At 49.0% G+C, this 20,941-nt stretch carries 19 protein-coding genes; 16 read left to right on the top strand and 3 right to left on the bottom strand.

Features of this window, described 5'->3' with window-relative positions:
- Nucleotides 1-12: 12 nt before the first annotated feature.
- The 6 genes from QMA13_RS05410 to QMA13_RS05435 all read left to right on the top strand — a co-directional run bounded on the left by QMA13_RS05410 (nt 13) and on the right by QMA13_RS05435 (nt 7,005).
- Nucleotides 13-810 (top strand): response regulator transcription factor, encoded by a 798-nt coding sequence (locus QMA13_RS05410; protein ID WP_282940016.1) that lies wholly within the window; start codon nt 13-15, stop codon nt 808-810.
- Nucleotides 811-1,040: 230 nt separating this feature from the next.
- Nucleotides 1,041-2,693, top strand: coding sequence for an extracellular solute-binding protein (locus tag QMA13_RS05415; protein WP_282940017.1), 1,653 nt, complete (start codon nt 1,041-1,043; stop codon nt 2,691-2,693).
- Between the two features lie 73 nt (nt 2,694-2,766).
- The gene (locus QMA13_RS05420) at nt 2,767-3,657 is read left to right on the top strand and encodes an ABC transporter permease (RefSeq protein WP_282940018.1); all 891 of its coding nucleotides are present in this window, start codon (nt 2,767-2,769) and stop codon (nt 3,655-3,657) included.
- A 19-nt stretch (nt 3,658-3,676) separates the two neighbouring features.
- Nucleotides 3,677-4,561, top strand: coding sequence for a carbohydrate ABC transporter permease (locus tag QMA13_RS05425; protein WP_282940020.1), 885 nt, complete (start codon nt 3,677-3,679; stop codon nt 4,559-4,561).
- A gap of 319 nt (nt 4,562-4,880) precedes the next feature.
- Complete coding sequence (locus QMA13_RS05430; protein WP_282940021.1) at nt 4,881-5,672, top strand: endonuclease/exonuclease/phosphatase family protein; 792 nt, start codon at nt 4,881-4,883, stop codon at nt 5,670-5,672.
- A 25-nt stretch (nt 5,673-5,697) separates the two neighbouring features.
- On the top strand, nt 5,698-7,005 hold the full coding sequence (locus QMA13_RS05435; protein ID WP_282940022.1) for a CehA/McbA family metallohydrolase: 1,308 nt from the start codon (nt 5,698-5,700) through the stop codon (nt 7,003-7,005).
- Nucleotides 7,006-7,138: 133 nt separating this feature from the next.
- Here the strand turns inward: QMA13_RS05435 and QMA13_RS05440 are convergent, their stop codons facing one another.
- Complete coding sequence (locus tag QMA13_RS05440; RefSeq protein ID WP_282940023.1) at nt 7,139-7,582, bottom strand: acetyltransferase; 444 nt, start codon at nt 7,580-7,582, stop codon at nt 7,139-7,141.
- A 226-nt stretch (nt 7,583-7,808) separates the two neighbouring features.
- On the opposite strand from QMA13_RS05440, the gene QMA13_RS05445 reads away from it, so the two are divergent.
- Nucleotides 7,809-8,291: a peptide ABC transporter substrate-binding protein gene (locus QMA13_RS05445; RefSeq protein WP_282940024.1), complete on the top strand. Its 483-nt coding sequence runs from the start codon at nt 7,809-7,811 to the stop codon at nt 8,289-8,291.
- Between the two features lie 85 nt (nt 8,292-8,376).
- Here QMA13_RS05445 and QMA13_RS05450 read toward each other — a convergent pair whose 3' ends face one another.
- The gene (locus QMA13_RS05450) at nt 8,377-8,961 is read right to left on the bottom strand and encodes a hypothetical protein (protein ID WP_282940025.1); all 585 of its coding nucleotides are present in this window, start codon (nt 8,959-8,961) and stop codon (nt 8,377-8,379) included.
- 193 nt (nt 8,962-9,154) lie between these two features.
- Between QMA13_RS05450 and QMA13_RS05455 the strand changes: the two genes are divergently transcribed.
- Complete coding sequence (locus QMA13_RS05455) at nt 9,155-10,165, top strand: LacI family DNA-binding transcriptional regulator (protein ID WP_282940026.1); 1,011 nt, start codon at nt 9,155-9,157, stop codon at nt 10,163-10,165.
- Here QMA13_RS05455 and QMA13_RS05460 read toward each other — a convergent pair.
- Nucleotides 10,112-10,519, bottom strand: coding sequence for a hypothetical protein (locus QMA13_RS05460; protein WP_282940027.1), 408 nt, complete (start codon nt 10,517-10,519; stop codon nt 10,112-10,114). The genes QMA13_RS05455 and QMA13_RS05460 overlap by 54 nt on opposite strands.
- A gap of 149 nt (nt 10,520-10,668) precedes the next feature.
- Between QMA13_RS05460 and thrS the strand changes: the two genes are divergently transcribed.
- From thrS to QMA13_RS05500, 8 genes are all read left to right on the top strand, one after another.
- Complete coding sequence (thrS, locus tag QMA13_RS05465; RefSeq protein ID WP_282940028.1) at nt 10,669-12,591, top strand: threonine--tRNA ligase; 1,923 nt, start codon at nt 10,669-10,671, stop codon at nt 12,589-12,591.
- 197 nt (nt 12,592-12,788) lie between these two features.
- On the top strand, nt 12,789-14,654 hold the full coding sequence (gene iolD, locus QMA13_RS05470; RefSeq protein ID WP_282940029.1) for a 3D-(3,5/4)-trihydroxycyclohexane-1,2-dione acylhydrolase (decyclizing): 1,866 nt from the start codon (nt 12,789-12,791) through the stop codon (nt 14,652-14,654).
- A 28-nt stretch (nt 14,655-14,682) separates the two neighbouring features.
- Nucleotides 14,683-15,564: a myo-inosose-2 dehydratase gene (gene iolE / locus QMA13_RS05475; RefSeq protein ID WP_282940030.1), complete on the top strand. Its 882-nt coding sequence runs from the start codon at nt 14,683-14,685 to the stop codon at nt 15,562-15,564.
- A 142-nt stretch (nt 15,565-15,706) separates the two neighbouring features.
- Nucleotides 15,707-16,732, top strand: a complete 1,026-nt coding sequence (iolG, locus tag QMA13_RS05480) for an inositol 2-dehydrogenase (protein ID WP_282940031.1) — start codon at nt 15,707-15,709, stop codon at nt 16,730-16,732.
- Between the two features lie 14 nt (nt 16,733-16,746).
- Entirely contained in the window at nt 16,747-17,568 is an 822-nt protein-coding gene (iolB, locus tag QMA13_RS05485) for a 5-deoxy-glucuronate isomerase (protein ID WP_282940032.1), read from the top strand.
- Between the two features lie 25 nt (nt 17,569-17,593).
- Nucleotides 17,594-18,589 carry a 5-dehydro-2-deoxygluconokinase gene (iolC, locus tag QMA13_RS05490; protein WP_282940033.1) on the top strand — a complete coding sequence of 332 codons (996 nt, stop codon included), beginning with the start codon at nt 17,594-17,596 and terminating at the stop codon, nt 18,587-18,589.
- A 35-nt stretch (nt 18,590-18,624) separates the two neighbouring features.
- The gene (locus tag QMA13_RS05495) at nt 18,625-19,455 is read left to right on the top strand and encodes a class II fructose-bisphosphate aldolase (RefSeq protein ID WP_282940034.1); all 831 of its coding nucleotides are present in this window, start codon (nt 18,625-18,627) and stop codon (nt 19,453-19,455) included.
- A 16-nt stretch (nt 19,456-19,471) separates the two neighbouring features.
- Nucleotides 19,472-20,941: a CoA-acylating methylmalonate-semialdehyde dehydrogenase gene (locus tag QMA13_RS05500; RefSeq protein ID WP_282940036.1), complete on the top strand. Its 1,470-nt coding sequence runs from the start codon at nt 19,472-19,474 to the stop codon at nt 20,939-20,941.

Here is a 20,941-nt window from a genome sequence, read left to right on the forward strand (position 1 = left end):
GAGGTGCCAACGATGATGAAAGTACTGGTGGTAGATGATGATCATTTAGTACGCAAGGGCTTCATCTCCATGATGCCGTGGGAAGACTATAACCTGGAAGTCGTGGGGGAAGCCTCAAACGGCCGTAAAGCTTTGGAGTTTCTCGAGCACCATCAGGTCAACCTGCTGATAACGGATTTGGCTATGCCAGTCATGTCTGGAATTGATCTGATGCGCTCCGTCAAGGAGCGGCATCGCAATGTAGCGATGGTTGTGCTTACCTTTCATCAGGATTTTGAATTCATTCAGGAAGCACTGCGTCTGGGTGCGCTTGATTATATTACGAAGGTCGAGCTTGAACATGAGCATATGGGTGAAGTGCTGAAGCGAATCGTGGACAAGATGAAGGAGCAGGCTCCTGACGTGAATTGGCGAACGGAGCTAACCGATGGTTTGCAGGAGGAAGAAGAAGGAGCTTATTCCCCTGAAGTGAAGGCCAGCGTTGCCAAGGCGGTACATATTATTCATCAAGAGCTGCAGGAGGAGCTTCATCTGCCGGATGTCGCCAGAAGAGTGAATATGAGCCGCAGTTATTTCAGCCGCTGCTTCCGGGATATCGTGGGCAAGACATTCAATGACTACATTCGGGAGGTGCGGGTCAATCATGCCAAGGAGCTGCTTAGCCGTACGGAGAGGACCATCGGCTGGGTGGCTACTCAGTCGGGATATCCGAATGAAAAATATTTTGGCAAAGTTTTTCGTGAAATTGCCGGTGTATTGCCTAGCGAGTTTCGCAAAATGGAACACGAAGTCGCAAATCGTCTTCCATAAAGTGCAATATCGTCTACAAAGCTGTGAGATAGGACGATCGTGAGATGATTTGTGCCGCAATTCAGGACACAAACTGACCTGGTCGTCTTTCTTTTTCCCTACAATGTAAGTGAAGTAAGTTTTCTAACGAAAACTCTAAGATGATGCTTACGAAGTTAGTTTTCTAACGAAAACTCTGAGAGAATGCTTACGAAGACAGTTTTCTAACGAAAACTTTGAGGAGGGGAAGTATGAAAAAGAAAAAAGCATGGCTGATGTTAACCGCATTCATTGTCTTCATGACGGCATGTTCGAGCAATACTCCCGAAGCAAGCAAGACAGCAGACACTCCTAAACCTTCAGGACAGCCTAACGCCAAGATCGATCCGTTCAAGATGCCCAGTCCTATCGAGGTAACGACCTTCAAAAGCGTGAGCCCAGGCGCCAAGCTGCCAGCAGGCGATACGGTAGAAAGCAATCAGTACATGAAATACATCTCAGAAAAAGCCAACATCAATTTTAAAATACTATGGTATGCCTCCGGTCAGGACTACGACCAGAAAATGAAGCTGGCCATCGCGAGCAACGATCTGCCGGATATGATGCTAGTTAATGAACAGATGTTCCTGGCACTAGCAGATGCAGGTCAGATCGAGGATCTGAGCAAGGTTTACGAGCAATACGCGTCCCCGTTAACAAAGGAGCTGTATGCGTCCACAAGCAATAAAGCGTTGGAGAAAGCGACATATAAAGGCAAGCTGATGGGCATACCGAACATTAGCGTTCAGGCGGATGCGGCCAGTATGGTGTGGCTGCGCAAAGACTGGATGGACAAATTGGGGCTGCAGCCGCCCAAAACGATCGATGACGTTATCTCCATTGCCAAAGCTTTTGTTGAAAAAGACCCTGATGGCAACGGCAAGGCGGACACCATCGGTCTGGCGGGCTCTGAAGGATCACTTAGCGTTCCGGGTAAGGCGCAGCGGATCGATTTTAAAGGCTTCTTCCAGGCCTTCGGCGCGTATCCAGGCAATTGGATCAAGGACAGCAAGGGCAATATTGTCTACGCCTCCATCCTCCCCGAAACGAAGCAGGCTCTCGGCAAGCTGCGTGAGATGTATTCGGCGGGCTTGATCGATAAGGAGTTTGCTCTGCGCAAAGATCCGAACCAGGTCGTTGTCGGCGGTAAAGCAGGCATTTTCTTTGGCCCATGGTGGTCGGGAGGCTTGATATCGGATGCAATAAAAAATGATCCGAAGGTCGATTTTGTTCCTTACCTGATTCCTGATGCCAAAGGAGTGGTCAACAACCTGATGATTCCTGTCAGCAATACGTTCCTTGTCGTCAAGAAAGGGATGAAGCACCCGGAAGCGGCAATGGTTTATGCCAATACCTTTATTGCGGCACAGCGTAAAGCAGATCCGGATTCGCTGAAGCTGGATTTCTCCGTAAGCGCCGAATATTGGCCGGTCGGAAATGCCACTTACGACTATAGTGATGCCGTGGAACGTAAGGCAGATGTTCTAAAAAAAGCGCTGAACGGTCAAACCAAGCCGGAAGAGCTCAGCCCGGAGATGAAAGAGCTCTATGACAAGGCGATGAGGGATCAGAAGAATCCGAAAGCCGATCTGAAGGATTGGTCGGGCTACTACGGTTACACCGTGCCTGCCGATTTGCTCAAAATGAATATGAACAAAATATACAGCGAGTATACAGCCGTTACGAAGACGATGGAACGCAAGTGGGCCAACCTGCAAAAGCTCGAGAAAGAGGCCTTCTTCAAAATTGTCATGGGCGAGCAGCCTTTGGATTCCTTTGACCAGTTCGTAACCGATTGGAAATCGCAAGGCGGCGACGAGATCAGCAAAGAAGTTGTAGATGAGATTAACAAGGCCAAAAAATAATACAGAAAAGATAGAGTGAGAGCACCTCCCGTGAAAGGCGGTGCTTTCTTCATCTGATCACCCGAGGTGAGACATGAACATTAAATCGTATTATAAGCATTATCACCTGATGCTGCTGCCAGGCATTTTGTTTTTGATCATCTTTCATATTGTGCCGATGTTCGGCATCATCATCGCATTTCAAAACTTCAAGATCGGACTGGGCATCTGGGATTCACCATGGATTGGTTTGGAAAATTTCACGTACATGTTCCAAATCAGAGACAGCGGGTTGATCTTTTATAACACCGTTTTCATAGCGGTCTGTAAAATCATCGCGCATCTGGTGATTCCGCTTATTTTTGCAATACTGCTTAACGAAGTCCGCTTTATGGTGTTCAAACGATGGGTGCAGACGATTGTCTATTTACCCCACTTTTTGTCCTGGGTTATCTTGGCTGGGGTCGTGATCGATATGCTGTCGTTGGACGGGATTTTTAATCAAATCGTCAAAGCGATGGGGCACGACCCGATCTTGTTTCTGGCCAGCAACAAATGGTTCCCGACCATTGTGATTAGCAGTGATATTTGGAAAGAGTTCGGCTTTGCCGCCATTATTTATTTGGCTGCTCTCGCTGGCATTAATCCTTCATTGTATGAAGCGGCGGAAATGGATGGGGCCAGCCGTCTGCAGCAGTTGTTCTATATTACGCTGCCGAGTCTGGTACCTACGGTAGTACTGCTTGCAACGCTTAGTATCGGCAATGTGCTGAATGCGGGCTTTGATCAAATATTCAATTTGTATAACCCTCTTGTCTATGAATCCGGAGATATTATCGATACTTATGTGTACCGGGTAGGGCTTGTTCAATCGCAGTACGGGTTCGCTACTGCTGTTAGTCTGTTGAAATCCGTTATCGGCTTTGTCCTAATCATCATTTCTTATCGGATTGCTTATAAATATGCAAACTATCGAATTTTCTAAATAAAGCAGGTGAAAACGTTTGGTACGGAATAAAACCGTCTCGGCCCGGTTGGCTGAAGCTGCATTACTGCTCATTATGCTCATGATCTCCATCATTTCGCTCGCGCCGGTTCTGCATACGTTCTCTGTATCGTTCAGTGACAATGCGGCTGCGTCTGGGGGCTTCGTCAAGTTCTGGCCGGTGGGCTTCAATATAGAGTCGTATCGCCGGATTATGGAAGAGCCCCACTTTCTCAATTCGTTCTTCGTCTCCGTGAAAAGGGTGCTCCTCGGAGGTGCCATTAACTTCTTGTTGACGGTTCTGATGGCTTATCCGCTATCGAGAAGCACTAAGGAGTTTCCTCACCGGAACCTTTATATGTGGTTCATGCTGTTCACGATGCTGTTTAGCGGTGGTATCATTCCGCTCTATTTGACGGTCAAGGCGTTGGGGATGTTCAACACGATATGGGCGCTAGTGCTGCCGGGGGCAGTACCGGTTTTCAATGTCATTCTGCTTATGAATTTTTTCCGCAATATGCCCAAAGAGCTGAGTGAGGCAGGCTACATGGATGGAGCGGGACCCTGGTACATGATGCTCAAGGTGTTTGTTCCGCTCTCACTGCCTTCTCTCGCTACCGTGACGCTGTTCAGCATTGTAGGACACTGGAACTCCTTCTTTGACGGGATGATCTTCATGCGCAGTGCGGAAAATTATCCGCTGCAAACCTATATTCAGCAGCTTGTCGTGAACCTGAACATTGTGGAGCTGGACTCGTCACAAGCCGAGCTATTGATGAAGGTATCGGATAAAACGTTGAACGCCGCCAAAATCGTTGTCTCTATGGTACCGATTCTTATCGTATATCCGTTTTTGCAAAAATATTTTATTCATGGGATTATGCTCGGATCGGTGAAGGAGTGAGTTTTTCTAAAGGCAAAACGTGATAGCGTATGCTTGGGGGAGAGTAGAGGCTGTCGAGAAACCTAGAAGGCTTGAAATATTGCTAGTATAGATCGGTGGGGTTGCCTTTCCAGCCGCTGTTGAAATCCGTGAATCTGATTAGAATTTAGCGGTATTTTCACGAATTTCAAAGGCGGACGTAAACTCTTCCAAGGCAAACCCCACCTTCCTTTATAGCAATATTTCACGAAGATGAGAGATTTCTCGACAGCTAATAGCTCTAAGCAGATGCTTACGAAGAAAGTTTTGCCTACGGCAAAACTCTGAGGAGGGTAAAAAAATGAACTATACGATGATGACGTTTAATTTGCGGTGCAACACTGCAAGCGACGGGGATAACGCATGGCCAAATCGCATAGAGCGAGCTGCTGATATGATTAAAGAGCATGATCCCATTCTTGTCGGAACGCAAGAAGGGTATTTTTCCATGCTGACCGAGCTGCAGGAGCAGCTTGAGGAGTACGCTTGGATCGGGATGGGCCGATTCGGCGGGTACGAGGATGAGCACAACGCCATTTTTTATAAAAAGAATGTTCTGGAGGTTGTTGATCATGGGCATTTCTGGCTTTCAGAGACGCCTGATGAAGCAGCCTCTAAAAGCTGGGGAAGTTATTTCCCGAGAATGTGCACTTGGGCAGCATTTCGGGATCAAGATAGTGACAAGGCGTTTACCGTATTCAACACTCACTTGGACCACTACAGTCAAGAGGCACGGGACAACGGGGTTAAAGTGATATGGAACTACGCTGTCCGTCATAGAAGCCATGATATTCCCCTGATCGTGATGGGAGATTTGAACAGCGCCCCCGCAGATCAACCGATTCTCTTTTTGCAAGGGCAGACGGGAGAAGAAGGACCGAATGGCTGGCTCAAGGATGCTTATACAGCTTATGAGGGGACTGTGGGGCGGACGGCACACAGTTTTTGTGGCGGAACAGACGGGGAACCGATCGATTATATTTTTGTGTCTCCCGGGGTGAGTATACTGGAGACGAAGGTCGATCGCAGGCTGATTCGAGGAGCGTATCCTTCGGACCATTACCCTATTGTAGCTCTTTTGGAGATAAGCTGAATATACCGGATGGGGGAACGGAGATATGGAGAAAACGGAAAGACGATCCGTAAGAAGAGTCTTCCAACGCACCGTTGCTCACAGCGAGCAAGGTAGATATATCGAGATTCCTTTTGATGTACCCGAGCATACGGAGGAATTGACGATTTCGTACTCGGTGGAATCGTTCGGCGAAGCAAGGGCGATCATTGATCTTGGGGTGAGAGATACTGAGAGGGTGCGTGGCTGGAGCGGAGGAGCACGGAGGGAGTTTAGGATCGGACTTGAGAACGCGACACCTGGCTATATTCCCGGCAAGATGACTCCGGGTTCTTGGGCGGTACTTCATAATGCTTATCGGGTGCCGAAGGAAGGAGGTCAGGTCACCGTTACCGTGGAAGTTTTTCTCAAAACTTACCGCTGGTTAAAGGGTGATTTGCATACGCACAGCGTTCATAGCGACGGCTTCTATTCACTGGAGGAAAACGCAGCCATCATGGAGCAGTTGGGGTGTGACTTCATTGCGATGACGGATCATAACGCAATCAGCCAAAATCAGGCTTATCCCCGTAATACAGCGATGGTGATGATTCCAGGAATGGAGTTCACGACCAATTACGGACACAGTAATTTCCTGGGCGTAGCCGAGCCGTTGAACGATTTTCGTGTAGAGAATCAAACGGATGTGAAGGAGCGGATTCATACGGCACACGAACGGGGAGCGCGGATCGTGCTGAACCATCCTCACTGTGACTTATGTCCGTGGGAATGGGATTTTAATGTAGAATTCGATTGGATCGAGGTATGGAACGGCCCTTGGACTGATCGCAATGCGCGGGCGCTGCAGTGGTGGCAGGAACAGCTGGTGAGCGGCCGTCAGCTGGTTGCCGTTGGTGGGAGTGATGTGCATCGGCCTGACCCCTACGTCAAGCATGCAATGCCTTGCACATGGGTTTATGCTGAGACCAAGACGGTGAAAGGGATTTTGGACGGCGTTGGCAAAGGGCATGTCTGCATATCGTATGCGCCCGAGGGGCCGTTCGTAGAGCTGCATGCTGGGACTTACCGTACAGGAGATTCGATTCCAAAAGAGGAGCAAGAGCAGATTATCGCCATAACGTTGATGAGCAGCGGATTGCTGCCGGGAGATCAGATAAGGTGGATTTCAGAGAGGGGACTTGTTAGGGAAGTGGTTCATCCTACTGAAGTAACGGAAACGGTCGCTTTGAAAATCCAAGGCCCTGAATGGATTGGGCTCAGGTTTGTCCGTGTGGAGATTTGGCGGCACTTTGCTGAAGTCGATCAGATGCTGGTAGCGGCTCTTACCAATCCGGTTTATTTTGAACAGAGCTAGGGTTGAAGAAGCATATCATCTAAAACAGCTAATAAATAGTGCATTTGAATGAATAGGTATTGCAACATAATCTTATTTTTAACCAGGACGGGGCTGCCAACCATGTTGGCAGCCTCGTTCTGATATTATTGATCTATTCAAGCTCTAGATGAAGTATAGGAAAGGGGCGTCCTGTTCCATCTAGCTCTGAGCGTCCTGTTTGCACAAAGCCGTAACGTTGATAGAAAGCGTGTGCTCCCTCGTTCTGTTCGTTGACATCCACTTTAAGATGGCTTCCTTTTAGATTTTCAGCATGTTTTATAAGTCGAGTACCTATACCTTGTCCGTGGTAATTAGGGTCGACAAATAACATTTCTATTTTAGATTCATCAAGTCCGATAAACCCTGTAGGAACTTCATTTTCATTAATCTCCATCCATATCTCAACACCTGTTAATGCTTCAGTTTGCACCAAATGGTGGAAAAATTCAATGTCCTCTTCTGTCAAAAAAGTATGGGTTAAACGTACAGCCCTATACCAAATATCTACCAATTTATCATGATCCTTTTCTCTATACGGGACAATTTTGTTTAACATTACAATCCTCCGAGTTTCTGTTTTGATGTTAATCACAAGGCTAATTTACTGAAAAGTATGCTGTGCTTCGTGGGGGCCGCTTTTCTTTCTAGCTTGAGATGAACAGTGTAAAAATAATTATACCACTCGTATCCAATTAATAGACCTGTAAAGAATCATTTAAATAAATTAGTCCTTGAAACAATAACAAATTATATTTCGTTTGAAGAAGCAAGGGGGGATTAAAATGAGGTTAAACAAACTGTTTTTAGGGTTGGCGTTAATCTGCGTAATATTAACAACCGCATGCTCGAACAGCAATTCCAAACAAGCTATGGGAGAACTGTATAGTTTGGCATTAGATGCATACATGCCAATTGATGAAGGTCTAAATGGTAGTATGAAGTATATTGCAATTGACATGAGCAATTTTAAGAATATTGATGGAACAGACAAGAAACACATTCTAAAATATTTTGATAAATACAACGTCGTGGTAATGGAAGCGACATACGAGCAACTAAAAGAAAAGGGGCTATATGACCCCAAGACAATGGTGCTTAATGGCGTGTTGTTACGTGTCGAGAAGACTGAAATTTCAAAAGATCGAGTTGTGATTGAAGGCTCTAAGTACAGAGCTGGCAACGGAGCAATAGGAACAAAAGTCGTTGTTGAATACAAAAACGAAAAATGGAAAGTTACAAAAGCAGATGGAACTTGGATAAGTTGATTGTTCCTTATATTTACTATTAAATCTCCAATTATCAAGTCTTCAGGAAAGCTACTAACCTATCTGCAACAAGAGAAGTATTTTATTATTTAATCTCTACAGCAAAAAAGTACGAAGTATCCCCTGAATCCCACCAAGATTTGATCCATAGGTTATAAATACCGGCTTCCTTAGGTAATAGAATCTTTTCATTTTCAAAAAGCATATCCTCGTCGCGATCGTACATTATATCATTTTGCGATCCTTCGGCAATGACTCTTGTTATCTTTATGGATTTGGGCTCCATCCCTTTGGGATATTGAACCAAAATGGACGACCCCGGAACCACTTCCACTGGAGGGTATTCAAATTTTTTTAATAAAGCGGAGTATGGTTTAACTGCATCGGCGCAGCCATACCAACAACTGCTGCCTTGAACAAGAAGGATTTCCTGTATCCATACTGTGCCGCCTTCATAATTTCTTTCATAGTACACAAAAGGAATTGGATTCGCCAAATCTTTATCGAATTTCGCACTGCTTTGTTTGATGCTAATCCTGTTACTTGAATCATCATAATTAACCGAGGATGCCATGCTGACCAGCATGCTCTGGATGGAGTCTGATGCGTATACTACGGAACCAAGCGATAAACATAAACCAAACAATAAACCCAGTATGAATTTTCTCATAAAGCGCTCCTTCCCAAATCTCATAATCAAACCATATTTTTCCATTAAGTTATATCAGAAGCTAAAAGCTGGTGCCTTACACTCTTTACATCCTCAACTTCAGGTTAAGCGCTAATCCTCCGAGTTTACACGGTGCAGGTCGATATCGTATGATAAACAATAAAACGCAGATAGAGCTTGAGAGGAGCAGGGGATGAAACCGACTATTTATGATGTGGCCGAGGCTGCGGGGGTTTCGATCGCGACCGTTTCGAAAGTGATTAACGGTACAGGCCGCATTAGTGATAAAACAAGAAAGCATGTAACGAGTATTATGGACGCGCTGAAATACCAGCCGAGCATGGTCGCATCTGCTTTGACAGGTAAAAGTACTTTTACTGTCGGGCTGACTTTGCCGGATTTGGCGAACCCATTCTTCGCTGAAATTGCACGTGCGGTGGAGGATCGCGGACAGGAATACGGCTTTAACGTCTTTATTTGCAGCACGGATAATGATCCTGATCGGGAAATTAAATATTTTTCGCTGCTTACGCAAAAAAGAGTAGACGGGGTTATTGTAGCCACCCGGACGGAAAAAGATATGTTTCTAAAAAAGCTTATCCAGCAAAATGTTCCGATAGCGCTTATTACCGGGGAAATGCCGACATTGGCTGTGGATACGGTTATGGTGGACGATTTTCTGGGAGGCTATCAGGCAGGCAGTCATTTGGTCGAGCAGGGGCATCGTAGAATCGCCATTCTGGCGGAAGATGTAAACACGATGAGTAACCGGGAGCGGATTCGAGGCTGCAAGCAGGCGATGACTGCGGCGGGGATTGAGGTGGACGAGCGGCTGGTGACCTCGGGAGATTTTACCGTTAGCGGAGGGAAAGAAGCGATGTGCCGACTGCTCGATATGGAGGAACCGCCAACCGCTGTGTTCGCTTGCAATGATTTGCTTGCCATTGGGGCCATTCAAGGTGCACGCGAGCGAGGTCTGCAGCTGCCTCAGCAGTTATCTGTCGTTGGCTTCGACAACACGATCTTGGCGACAATTATTGATCCTCCTCTTACGACGGTTGCGCAGCCGATTCAGGAAATCGGGCGTCAAGCGATGGATCTGCTCGTACAGGAAATTAAAGGGCAGAAGTCCATGAAGCAGCGGGTTGTGCTAATGCCGGAGCTTGTTGTTCGCGGCTCGACAGCACAGCTGCCAGAGAACTAAATAAGCTTGTGTGATCAGCTGCGAGACAGTGTTGGATTCAAGCGTATAGGCTCTCTCAGAGCCAATTAACCTCCGCGTTACTATGATTCCGCGCTGATCTATTTTTCTAAAGGCCACTTGACCTTTGGCAAAACGATGATTATAATGATGAACCAATAACATATTCAGGCAATGACCAAAGACATGATTTCCTTCAAGGACTGTCAGAGAGAGGAGGTTAGGTGAGAGCTCCTTCAGAGACCGGAAGCGTAAATTACCCCTTTGCAGCCGTGATGTCGAACCTGCAGCTGTTAAAGCTGCGATAGTAGATAGCACCGTCTTATCCTCGTTACCGGATACTTGAGGAACTTGCATTGTATGTTAAGGCAGCTTGCCCGCTGCTTGGCTTATTGGTGTAGGTTCGAATCAGGGTGGAACCACGAGCTGAACGCACTCGTCCCTTGGGAGAGTAGCGTTTTTTTGCGTTCATATAAATCGAAACCAAAACGAATGGAGGCGTCACCATGGGTAGTAATGAGATTAAAGTCACTTTGCCGAATGGAGCAGTCAAGGAGGTTGAGCGGGGCACCACGATCGAGCAAGTGGCTGAGTCCATTAGCCCGAGCTTGAGGAAAAATGCCGTAGCGGGCAAGCTGAACGGCAAGCTTGTGGATTTGAACCGACCGCTCCTAAAGGATGGTCTGGTTGAAATCGTGACGCTCGACAGTCAGGAAGGCTTGGAGGTGTACCGGCATAGCACGGCGCATTTGATGGCGCAGGCTATCAAACGCATCTATGGACAGCAGGCAGTGAAGCTTGGTATCGGGCCGGTTATTGCGGATGGTTTTTACTACGATATCGATATCGAGAAGCCATTGTCTACGGACGATCTCGCCGCGATTGAGCATGAAATGGAGAAGATCGTACAGGAGAATTTGCCGATTGTTCGCAGAGAAGTGAGCCGTCAGGAAGCGATTCAAACGTTCGAGAAGCTGGATGACTCGCTGAAGCTGGAGCTTATTCGCGATTTGCCGGAGGATGCGGTCATCTCGATCTACGACCAAGGAGAATTTTTCGATTTGTGCCGCGGACCACATCTGCCTTCAACAGGGCGGATCAAAGCGTTCAAGCTTCAAAATGTAGCGGGAGCCTACTGGCGCGGTGATTCCAAAAACAAGATGCTGCAGCGTATTTATGGAACGGCTTTTCCTAATAAAGCCGATCTGGAGAAGCATCTTCATCTGCTGGAAGAAGCCAAGAAGCGGGATCACCGTAAGCTTGGTAAAGAGCTTGAACTGTTCATGTTTTCTGAGGAAGCGCCGGGAATGCCGTTTTACCTGCCTAAGGGCATGGCTATTCGTACGCAGCTGGAGAACTATTCCCGTGAGCTTCAGCTTAAGCAGGACTATGACGAAGTCCGCACACCTTTCATGATGAACCAGAGAATGTGGGAACAGTCCGGTCACTGGGATCATTACCACGAGAATATGTACTTTACGGAAGTGGATGATACGAAATTTGCGCTCAAGCCGATGAATTGTCCCGGACATATGCTGATTTTCAAAAACAGCCTGCACTCCTATCGAGAGCTTCCGATCCGGATTGCTGAATTCGGGCAAGTGCATCGCCATGAGTTTTCAGGCGCATTGAACGGGATGATGCGGGTACGGACATTTTGCCAGGATGATGCGCACATCTTCGTGCGTCCAGACCAGATCGAAGAAGAGATCGGCCGCGTCATTGCGCTGATCGATCAAATGTACCAAGTGTTCGGCTTCGAATACAAGATCGAGCTGTCCACTCGGCCGGAAGATTCGATGGGGTCGGAGGAGCTATGGCAGCAGGCTGAAATGTCCTTGCAGAACGTACTTGAGCACCGGGGCATCCAATACCGCTTGAACGAAGGGGACGGAGCGTTCTACGGACCGAAAATCGACTTCCATATTCTCGATGCCCTTGGACGGAGCTGGCAATGCGGAACGATTCAGCTGGACTTTCAAATGCCGGAAAAATTCGATCTGAGTTACATCGGTGAAGACAATCAGAAGCATAGACCGGTTGTCATTCACCGTGCGATTTACGGCTCGATCGACCGCTTTATCGGTATTTTGACGGAGCACTTCAGTGGTGCTTTCCCTGTATGGCTCGCGCCGGTACAAGCGAAGCTGCTTCCTGTGTCCGACAACTACATCGACTATGCGCTTCAAGTGAAGAAACAACTGGAGGATGCAGGCATTAGGGTGGAAGTAGACATTCGCAGCGAGAAGCTCGGTTACAAAATCCGGGAAGCGCAGCTGGAGAAGGTACCTTATATGCTGGTACTGGGCGAAAGTGAAAAGAACGCCGGTCAAGCAGCCGTCCGTCGCCGCGGAGACGGAGATCAGGGTGTAATGAGCATTGCTCAGTTTGTTGAGCAAATTTCAGATGAGATTCGGAATAAACAATAATTGTATAGAAGACACTTTCGCGAGAAAGTGTCTTTTTTACTCATTGACAACAACGAAGGTATGGGTTAAATTTGAAGTAAGGGAAAGCGCTTAACCAATATTAGAGTTGGTTTGACGCTATGAATGTATTATTAACTGACTTTTGCAATATATTGTTCTAGGTGAAGCGCTTAAATCAAATAGGTGGAGGAGGATTTATGAAAACGGTAACATTAACGATGGCCCAGGCGTTGCTTCGTTTTTTGAACAACCAGTATATCGAAATCGACGGTGTGGAGCACAAATGCTTTAAGGGCGTCATGGGAATCTTCGGTCACGGCAATGTGACGGGACTCGGCCAGGCGCTGGAGCAGTACAAGGATGAAATGCTGTTTATCCAAGGGAAAAACGAGCAAGGGATGGCTCATGCTGCAATCGCTTACGCGAAGCAGAAGAACCGGCTGGAAATGTTCGCTTGCACCTCGTCTATCGGTCCAGGCGCACTGAATATGGTGACAGCAGCCGGGGTGGCTACAGTCAACCGGATTCCGCTTCTGCTTTTGCCGGGCGATATATTTGCCAGCAGGCAGCCCGATCCAGTGCTTCAGCAGATTGAATACCCGCTGGATTATACGATGACAGCGAATGACGCGTTTAAGCCGGTAAGCAAATATTGGGATCGTATCAACCGTCCTGAGCAGCTGATGACGGCAGCCATTAACGCTATGAGGGTTCTCACCGATCCTGCAGAGACGGGAGCCGTTACGCTGTGCCTGCCGCAGGATGTGCAGTGTGAGGCGTATGACTATCCTGAACAATTCCTCGCGAAGCGGGTTCACCACATCGATAGAAAGCCTGCGGCACCGAGTGCCGTTGCCCGGGCAGTAGAGCTGATCCGCAGCAAGAAGCGCCCGCTGCTCGTAGTGGGAGGCGGTGTACATTACTCTCTGGCCGTCGACGAGCTGAGAATGTTTGCGGAATCGTTCAACATACCGGTAACCGAAACGCAGGCAGGGAAGAGCGCCATCTCTTGGCAGCATCCGCTCAGCTTTGGTGGTGTAGGCGTAACGGGAACGCTCGGGGCGAACCGGCTGGCGGCACAGGCCGATCTCATTATCGGTGTGGGTACGAGAATGTCCGATTTCTCAACAGCCTCCAAAACAGCCTTCTCGCGGGAAGGCGTCGAGTTCTTGAACTTGAACGTCAGCTCCATGGATGCTTATAAATTGGATGGTACTTACGTAACGGCTGATGCTAAGGAAGCGCTGCAGGCTATCGCCAGCGAACTGAAGGCGCAAGGCTATACATCTGATTATTCCTCAGAGGAATTGGGAGAACTGAAGCAGCAATGGGATGCTGAGGTGGATCGGCTGCATCGTCTGGAGCGGCCCGACGGCTTGGTACAGACACAGGTTCTCGGTGAGATTAATGGCTTCATAGATGAACAGGACATCATCGTCTGTGCAGCAGGCAGCCTGCCCGGTGACCTTCATCGTGTCTGGAGAACGACGCAGCCAAAGACGTATCACATGGAGTATGGATTTTCCTGCATGGGATATGAGGTGTCGGGAGCGTTCGGAATTAAGCTTGCGGAGCCCAATCGTGAGGTGTACGCCTTGGTTGGGGACGGCAGCTATTTGATGCTCCACTCCGAGCTCGTGACCAGTTTGCAGGAGGGGAGAAAAATAACTATTCTCCTGTTCGACAATCACGGCTTCCAATGCATTCATAACCTGCAAAGAGGCCATGGCAGCGGCAGCTTCGGCAACGAATTCCGTGAGCGATCTGATTCAACCAGCCAGCTTACCGGCGATTACATGCCTATCGATTTTGCAGCGCATGCCCGCAGCTTGGGCGCACAGGCATATTCTGTCCGAACGGTGGAGGAGCTGAGAGATGCGCTTGATAAGGCGCAGGGTGAGCAGGTAACCACTTTAATTGATATGAAGGTGCTTCCGGGAACGAATACAGATGGCTACGAATCGTGGTGGCATGTAGGAGTTTCTGAGGTTTCAGAGATGGATAACGTGAAGCAGGCCTATAAGGAGCTTCAGACCAAATTAAGCACGGCGCCCAAGTGGTAAGCCGACGCAGGAGGAGAGGAGTCTGTCCATGAAAGTAAACTATGGGATCTCAGCGATCAACTGGGTGAATGAAGATATTATGGAGCTAGGCGATCATTATACGGCTGAACAAGTGCTTGGGGACATGTCCAGGCTGGGCTTTGAAGGAACGGAGTTTTGCCGCAAATTCCCGCGGGATACAGCGGAGCTGAATCAGCTGTTGGAACGCAATGGCATGGTGTTAACCTCTCAGTGGAAATCGGTTCATTTTAGCCAGCCGGAGCGCAGGGAGGAGGAGCTTCAAGCGTTTCGCGAGCATGCTGACTTTTTAAAATCGATGGGCTGCCGCTATGTGGTGACCTGCGAAACGGGCAATGCTTTCGAGGATTTGGAGAATAATTCGGTTCGTATCGAGCCGTTAACCGACGAGCAGTGGAAGCATATGGTCAACGGGCTGAATGAAGCCGGCCGCTACTGCAGAGACAACGGGATGCAGCTGGTCTATCACTACCATGGGGAAACCGTGGTGGAGAGCGGCGAGGAAATCGCGCGGTTGATGGATTCTACCGATCCAGAGCTGGTCCATATGCTGTACGATACAGGGCACGCTTACTTCGGCGGCAGTGATCCGCTGCATATTTTGCAAACCTACTATGACCGTATCCGCTATATTCATCTGAAGGATATTCGCCCGGAAGTGCTGGATTGGAAGCGTCAAGAGGGCATCCGATTTAGAGAAGCCGTGCGTAAGGGGATATTCACTGTCCCGGGAGACGGATGCATCGACTTCAAGCCGATCTTCAACGAGCTGGAGGCTCGCGGCTATGAAGGCTGGATGATTATTGAAGCGGAGCAGGACCCGTCTATAGCCGATCCGGTGGAATATGCACAAAGAGCAAGGGATTATTTGAGCGAAATTACTGGTGGTTAATCTAATTCGTCAATCCCCTTTCATAAAAGGGAGACGTCCGTTCGGAACCTATCTCTTGTAGAAGGTGAAACGATAGACGGTCAACATGCACTTATTCCAAGATAAAGCGCTTAACCTATTCGAGCGACAGTGAGGTCAAACTATGGATAAATTAAAAATCGGCATTATCGGTGCAGGGAGAATCGGACGGCTGCACGCGGAGCATCTGACACGTAACGGCCGGGCCGACATTCGCAAAATATCGGATGTTTTTGTAACGGATGAATTAAAGGATTGGGCTGCGGGGTTAGGGATCCCTGCTGTTACGGATAATTACAAGGAAATCGTAGAGGATCCGGACATCGACGCTGTCTTTATTTGCTCTCCAACCAATACGCACGTTCCCTTCATTACGGAATCAGCGAGAGCAGGCAAGCATATTTTTTGCGAAAAGCCTATCAGCCTTGATTACCGTCAAACGGCGGCTGCGCTGGAGGAGGTTCGGACGGCTGGGGTGGTGCTTCAAACGGGGTTTAATCGAAGATTTGACCACAATTTCAAAAGAGTCCGTGAGCTAGTGAAAGCAGGCCGTGTTGGTGAGCCCCATCTGATCAAAATTACGTCGCGCGATCCGGCACCGCCAAGCAGCGATTACATCAAAGGTTCTGGTGGATTATTCATGGATATGGCCATTCATGATTTCGATATGGCTAGATACTTGTCCGGAAGCGAAGTGACAGAGGTATATGCGCAGGGGGCGGTGCTTGTTGATCCGGTCATTGGCGAATTAGGTGATATAGATACGGCGATTATCACCCTGAAGTTTGCTAACGGTGCGCTGGGTGTCATCGACAATAGTCGCAAGGCGGTATATGGATACGATCAGCGTGTGGAAGTGTTCGGCTCAGAAGGCAGTGTTGCCGTTCAAAACGATCATCCGAATACGGCTGAAATCAGTACGGCTAATGGCATCATTCGGGATAACCCCAAATATTTTTTCCTGGAACGGTATCACGATTCTTATATCGACGAGACGCGGCAATTTATCGAATGCGTGCTGAATGGAAATCAGGTGCCGGTGGACGGCAACGATGCATTTCAGGCGGAGAAGATCGCTTACGCCGCCAAAATGTCGCTGCTGGAAGGACGTCCCGTGAAGCTAATTGAGGTCGAAGTCGGAATCGTTTAAAAGGAGGAGCGGCAATGTCCAATAGCGAGTTGATTGTAAGCAGTGCAGCAGTGCCTGAAGAAGACGGTCGTGTGCTGAGCATAACGCCTCATTCCGCAGGTTGGAAATTTGTTGGTTTTGAAGTATACCGTCTGGAAACAGGGCAGCGGCTGCAGCAGGAGACGGGAGAAGAAGAAGTGTGCCTCGTGCTAATAGGCGGCAAAGCCAGTATCGCCACGACTGATCAGAAATGGGATCATATAGGCGAAAGGATGAGTGTGTTTGAGCAAATCCCGCCTTATGCCGTTTATATTCCATCTGGAGACCGTTATGAAGTCGAAGCACACACAAGCTTGGAGCTTGCTGTGTGCCGGGCGCCGGGTAAAGGAACGTATGAGGCACGATTGATCGCGCCATCGCAGATCGAAGTGGAAATTCGCGGCAAAGGAAATGCGGAGCGACGCATTCATCAAATTTTACCGGAGAATGAGCCGGCAGACAGCCTGCTTGTCGTAGAGGTGCTAACGCCTAACGGTCACTGGTCGAGCTACCCGCCGCACAAGCATGACGAGGAGCGTTTGCCTGAACAGTCTTATTTGGAAGAAACGTATTATCATAAAATTCAGCCTGAGCATGGATTTGCGATCCAAAGAGTGTATACCGATGATCGATCGCTTAATGAAACGTTGGCTGTGAGTAACGGGGATGCCGTGTTGGTTCCGCGGGGATATCATCCGGTGTCTGCCCCGCCCGGGTATGATTTGTATTATTTGAATGTGATGGCCGGACCTGTCCGGACGTGGAAGTTCAAGAATGACCCGGACCATGAGTGGATTTTTAAGGAATGGACCAAATAATCAACACATACCGAGGAGGTCAAATATGAGCTTGATTACTTTTGATGAAAGCCGTCCAATGGATTTTATCGGCCTGGGCCGTTTATGTATTGATTTGAATGCGAATGAAATTCACCGACCGATGGAAGAGACACGGACCTTTACCAAATATGTTGGAGGGTCGCCGGCCAACATTACGATTGCCATCGCGAGATTAGGCAAAAAGTCAGGTTTTATTGGAAGAGTTTCCGACGATCAGCACGGACGCTTTATTACGAATTACTTGGAACAGCGGGGGATTGACACGTCCAATGTCATTACCGACAAATCTGGTACGGTGACCGGACTTGCTTTTACTGAAATCAAATCTCCTACGGAGTGCAGCATCTTGATGTACCGAGATAACGTAGCGGATCTGAAGCTGGAGCCGAACGATGTTCAGGAACAATACATCAAAAATGCGAAAGCAATTATGATTTCCGGGACCGCACTGGCTGCAAGCCCGTCGCGAGAAGCGGTGTTCAAAGCGGTGGAGCTGGCTCGCAAGCATAATGTCGTCGTCTTCTTCGATATCGATTACCGCCCTTATACTTGGAAATCACGCGAGGAAACGGGGATCTATTGCAGTCTGGTCGCAGAGAAAAGCGATGTGATACTAGGCGGCAGAGAAGAGTTCGATTTGTTGGAGGCTCCGTATGGTCCGCTGCAAAAGGATGACACGGCCACAGCTAACCGCTGGTTTGCTCATCATGCGAAGATCGTACTGGTGAAGCACGGCGGAGACGGCTCGGTAGCCTTCACCAAGGACGGTCAAAGCTTCACAGGAACGACCTTCCCGGCTAATGTCGTGAAGACGTTTGGTGCAGGGGATTCGTTCGCAGGAGCTTTCATATACGGCATGATGAATGGATGGGACATTGCGAAATGCCAGCAGTTTGGAGCGGCTTCTGCTTCTATTGTCGTCTCCAGCCACAGCTGCTCGGATGCGATGCCTACGGCAGAGGAGATTCAAGCGGTTATCAATAAACATACGAATCAATAATATGCTCTAGGGGATAGGAAGGGAGAGACCATTTCATGCTGGTAACCTTGAAACAAATCGCTGACGAAGCCGTAGATCGGGACTACGCGATACCGGCGTTCAATATATTCGGATATGAGGACATTATTCCGGTCATACGGGCTGCGGAGGAGAAACGTGCACCGGTTATTCTGGCGGCTAACATTCCGGCCATTCAGCATATGCCACTCGCTTATTTGGCTCCGCTCATGCTGCAGGCCGCGAAGAGCGCAACAGTGCCGGTGTGCGTCCACCTGGACCACGGCAAAGACTTTCAAACTTGCTCCGATGCTATCGAGAATGGCTTCAGCTCCGTGATGTATGACGGCTCTCAGCTGTCGTTGGAGGAGAATATTCGGAGGACGAAGGAAATCGTAGATTTCGCGCATCAGCGCGGCATTTCCGTCGAAGCGGAAATCGGTTCGGTCGGCTATAGCGATCCGTCTATTGCCATGAAGCATCAGTTGTCCGATCCAGACGAAGTTGAACAGTTCGTACGAGAAACCGATATCGATGCGGTGGCTGTCTCTGTAGGAACGGTTCATCGGATGGAGACGCAAGGGGCAAGCATTGACTTCGATCTGCTCGAACGCATCCAAAGTCAGGTGAGCATCCCGCTTGTTATTCACGGCTCCAGCGGCGTCCCGGACGATCAGCTGCGCAGGCTGGCATCTTGCAGAGTTGCCAAAATCAATATCGGCACGGCGCTTCGCATGGCGTTCGGCAACACGCTCCGTGAGGAGATGGAGCAGAAGCCGAAGGCATTTGACCGCATCAGTCTATTTGGGCCGCCGATGATTGCCGTTCAGGAAGCAGCAACCAATAAGTTTTCCATTTTAGGTTTTTAAAAGGAGACGATTCGTGATGACACAACCTGCACAGACTGCAGCTGTTCCCACTTTAAAAAATTTTATAGGCGGCCGGTGGGTCGAGTCAACATCCTCTCAATATGAGGCGGTTCCGAATCCGGCAACAGGAGAAGTGCTGGCTACGGTCCCTTTATCGACCCGGGAGGATGTCGAGTTGGCGGTAGCTACCGCAGCGGAAGCCTTCAAGGAATGGAAGCATGTCGCTGTTCCGAGACGAGCGCGCATTCTGTTCAAATACCAGCAGCTGCTGGTAGAAAACTGGAAGTCACTGGCGGAGCTTGTTACGAAGGAAAACGGTAAAAGCTTCAGTGAAGCTTACGGTGAAGTACAGCGCGGCATCGAGTGCGTCGAGTTTGCAGCCGGTGCTCCTACCCTGATGATGGGCAGTACCTTACCCGATATCGCGACAGGCATTGAATCGAATATGCACCGCTATCCGATCGGGGTCGTAGGCGGCATTACGCCGTTTAACTTCCCGATGATGGTTCCCTGCTGGATGTTTCCGCTGGCAATTGCATGCGGCAACACCTTCGTGCTGAAGCCATCAGAGCGGACGCCGCTCTTGGCGAATCGGCTTGCGGAGCTGTTGACTGAAGCAGGGCTTCCGGACGGTGTGTTCAATATCGTGCATGGGGCGCATGATGTGGTGAACGGTTTGCTCGAGCACAAGAGCATCAGCGCCATCTCCTTCGTAGGCTCCCAGCCGGTCGCGGAGTACGTGTACAAAACGGCGGCAGCTCACGGCAAAAGAGTCCAAGCGCTGGCAGGAGCCAAGAACCATTCCATCGTCATGCCGGACGCTAATCTGGATCTCACCGTCAAAGAGATCATCAATGCTTCCTTCGGCTCAGCAGGCGAGCGCTGCATGGCTACTTCAGTAGTCGTTGCGGTAGGTGGCGTTGCAGACGAGCTGGTGGATCGGCTTGCGGAAGCGGCTCAAGCCATCACCATCGGCGATGGCTCGCAAGATGGAATTTTCTTGGGCCCGGTCATTCGCGACTCTCACAAAGCCCGTACGCTGCAGTACATTGATACAGGGGCCAAAGAAGGAGCGCAGCTGATTCTTGACGGACGTGAAGTGCCTGAGGCAAGCGGCAGCGGATACTTCGTCGGACCGACGATATTTGACCATGTGAAGCAGGGAATGAAAATTTGGACCGATGAAATTTTTGCGCCCGTACTGTCTATTGTGCGGGTAGAAACGCTGGATGAGGCGATAGAGCTTGCCAATGCCTCAGAGTTCGCTAATGGCGGCTGCTTGTACACAGATAGCGCGAAGGCGATCCGTCACTACCGCGAAAACATCGATGCGGGGATGCTGGGAGTGAACGTAGGAGTTCCGGCACCTATGGCCTTCTTCCCGTTCTCGGGATACAAGAAGTCGTTTTACGGAGACCTGCACGCAAACGGCAAGGACGGCGTAGAATTCTATACACGCAAAAAAATGATTGTCGCACGATACTAA

The organism is Paenibacillus sp. RC67 (assembly GCF_030020805.1).
Lineage (GTDB): Bacteria > Bacillota > Bacilli > Paenibacillales > NBRC-103111 > Paenibacillus_S.

Bases quoted from the DNA above. Each gene is read 5' to 3' on its own strand.
- QMA13_RS05445 (WP_282940024.1), top strand. From the start codon at position 7,809: ATGAGGTTAAACAAACTGTTTTTAGGGTTGGCGTTAATCTGCGTAATA.
- QMA13_RS05460 (WP_282940027.1), bottom strand. From the start codon at position 10,519: ATGCAAGTTCCTCAAGTATCCGGTAACGAGGATAAGACGGTGCTATCT.
- QMA13_RS05415 (WP_282940017.1), top strand. From the start codon at position 1,041: ATGAAAAAGAAAAAAGCATGGCTGATGTTAACCGCATTCATTGTCTTC.
- QMA13_RS05500 (WP_282940036.1), top strand. From the start codon at position 19,472: ATGACACAACCTGCACAGACTGCAGCTGTTCCCACTTTAAAAAATTTT.
- iolC (WP_282940033.1), top strand. From the start codon at position 17,594: ATGAGCTTGATTACTTTTGATGAAAGCCGTCCAATGGATTTTATCGGC.
- QMA13_RS05410 (WP_282940016.1), top strand. From the start codon at position 13: ATGATGAAAGTACTGGTGGTAGATGATGATCATTTAGTACGCAAGGGC.
- iolD (WP_282940029.1), top strand. From the start codon at position 12,789: ATGAAAACGGTAACATTAACGATGGCCCAGGCGTTGCTTCGTTTTTTG.
- QMA13_RS05435 (WP_282940022.1), top strand. From the start codon at position 5,698: ATGGAGAAAACGGAAAGACGATCCGTAAGAAGAGTCTTCCAACGCACC.
- QMA13_RS05440 (WP_282940023.1), bottom strand. From the start codon at position 7,582: ATGTTAAACAAAATTGTCCCGTATAGAGAAAAGGATCATGATAAATTG.
- QMA13_RS05430 (WP_282940021.1), top strand. From the start codon at position 4,881: ATGAACTATACGATGATGACGTTTAATTTGCGGTGCAACACTGCAAGC.
- thrS (WP_282940028.1), top strand. From the start codon at position 10,669: ATGGGTAGTAATGAGATTAAAGTCACTTTGCCGAATGGAGCAGTCAAG.
- QMA13_RS05450 (WP_282940025.1), bottom strand. From the start codon at position 8,961: ATGAGAAAATTCATACTGGGTTTATTGTTTGGTTTATGTTTATCGCTT.
- QMA13_RS05495 (WP_282940034.1), top strand. From the start codon at position 18,625: ATGCTGGTAACCTTGAAACAAATCGCTGACGAAGCCGTAGATCGGGAC.
- iolB (WP_282940032.1), top strand. From the start codon at position 16,747: ATGTCCAATAGCGAGTTGATTGTAAGCAGTGCAGCAGTGCCTGAAGAA.
- QMA13_RS05455 (WP_282940026.1), top strand. From the start codon at position 9,155: ATGAAACCGACTATTTATGATGTGGCCGAGGCTGCGGGGGTTTCGATC.
- QMA13_RS05420 (WP_282940018.1), top strand. From the start codon at position 2,767: ATGAACATTAAATCGTATTATAAGCATTATCACCTGATGCTGCTGCCA.
- iolE (WP_282940030.1), top strand. From the start codon at position 14,683: ATGAAAGTAAACTATGGGATCTCAGCGATCAACTGGGTGAATGAAGAT.
- iolG (WP_282940031.1), top strand. From the start codon at position 15,707: ATGGATAAATTAAAAATCGGCATTATCGGTGCAGGGAGAATCGGACGG.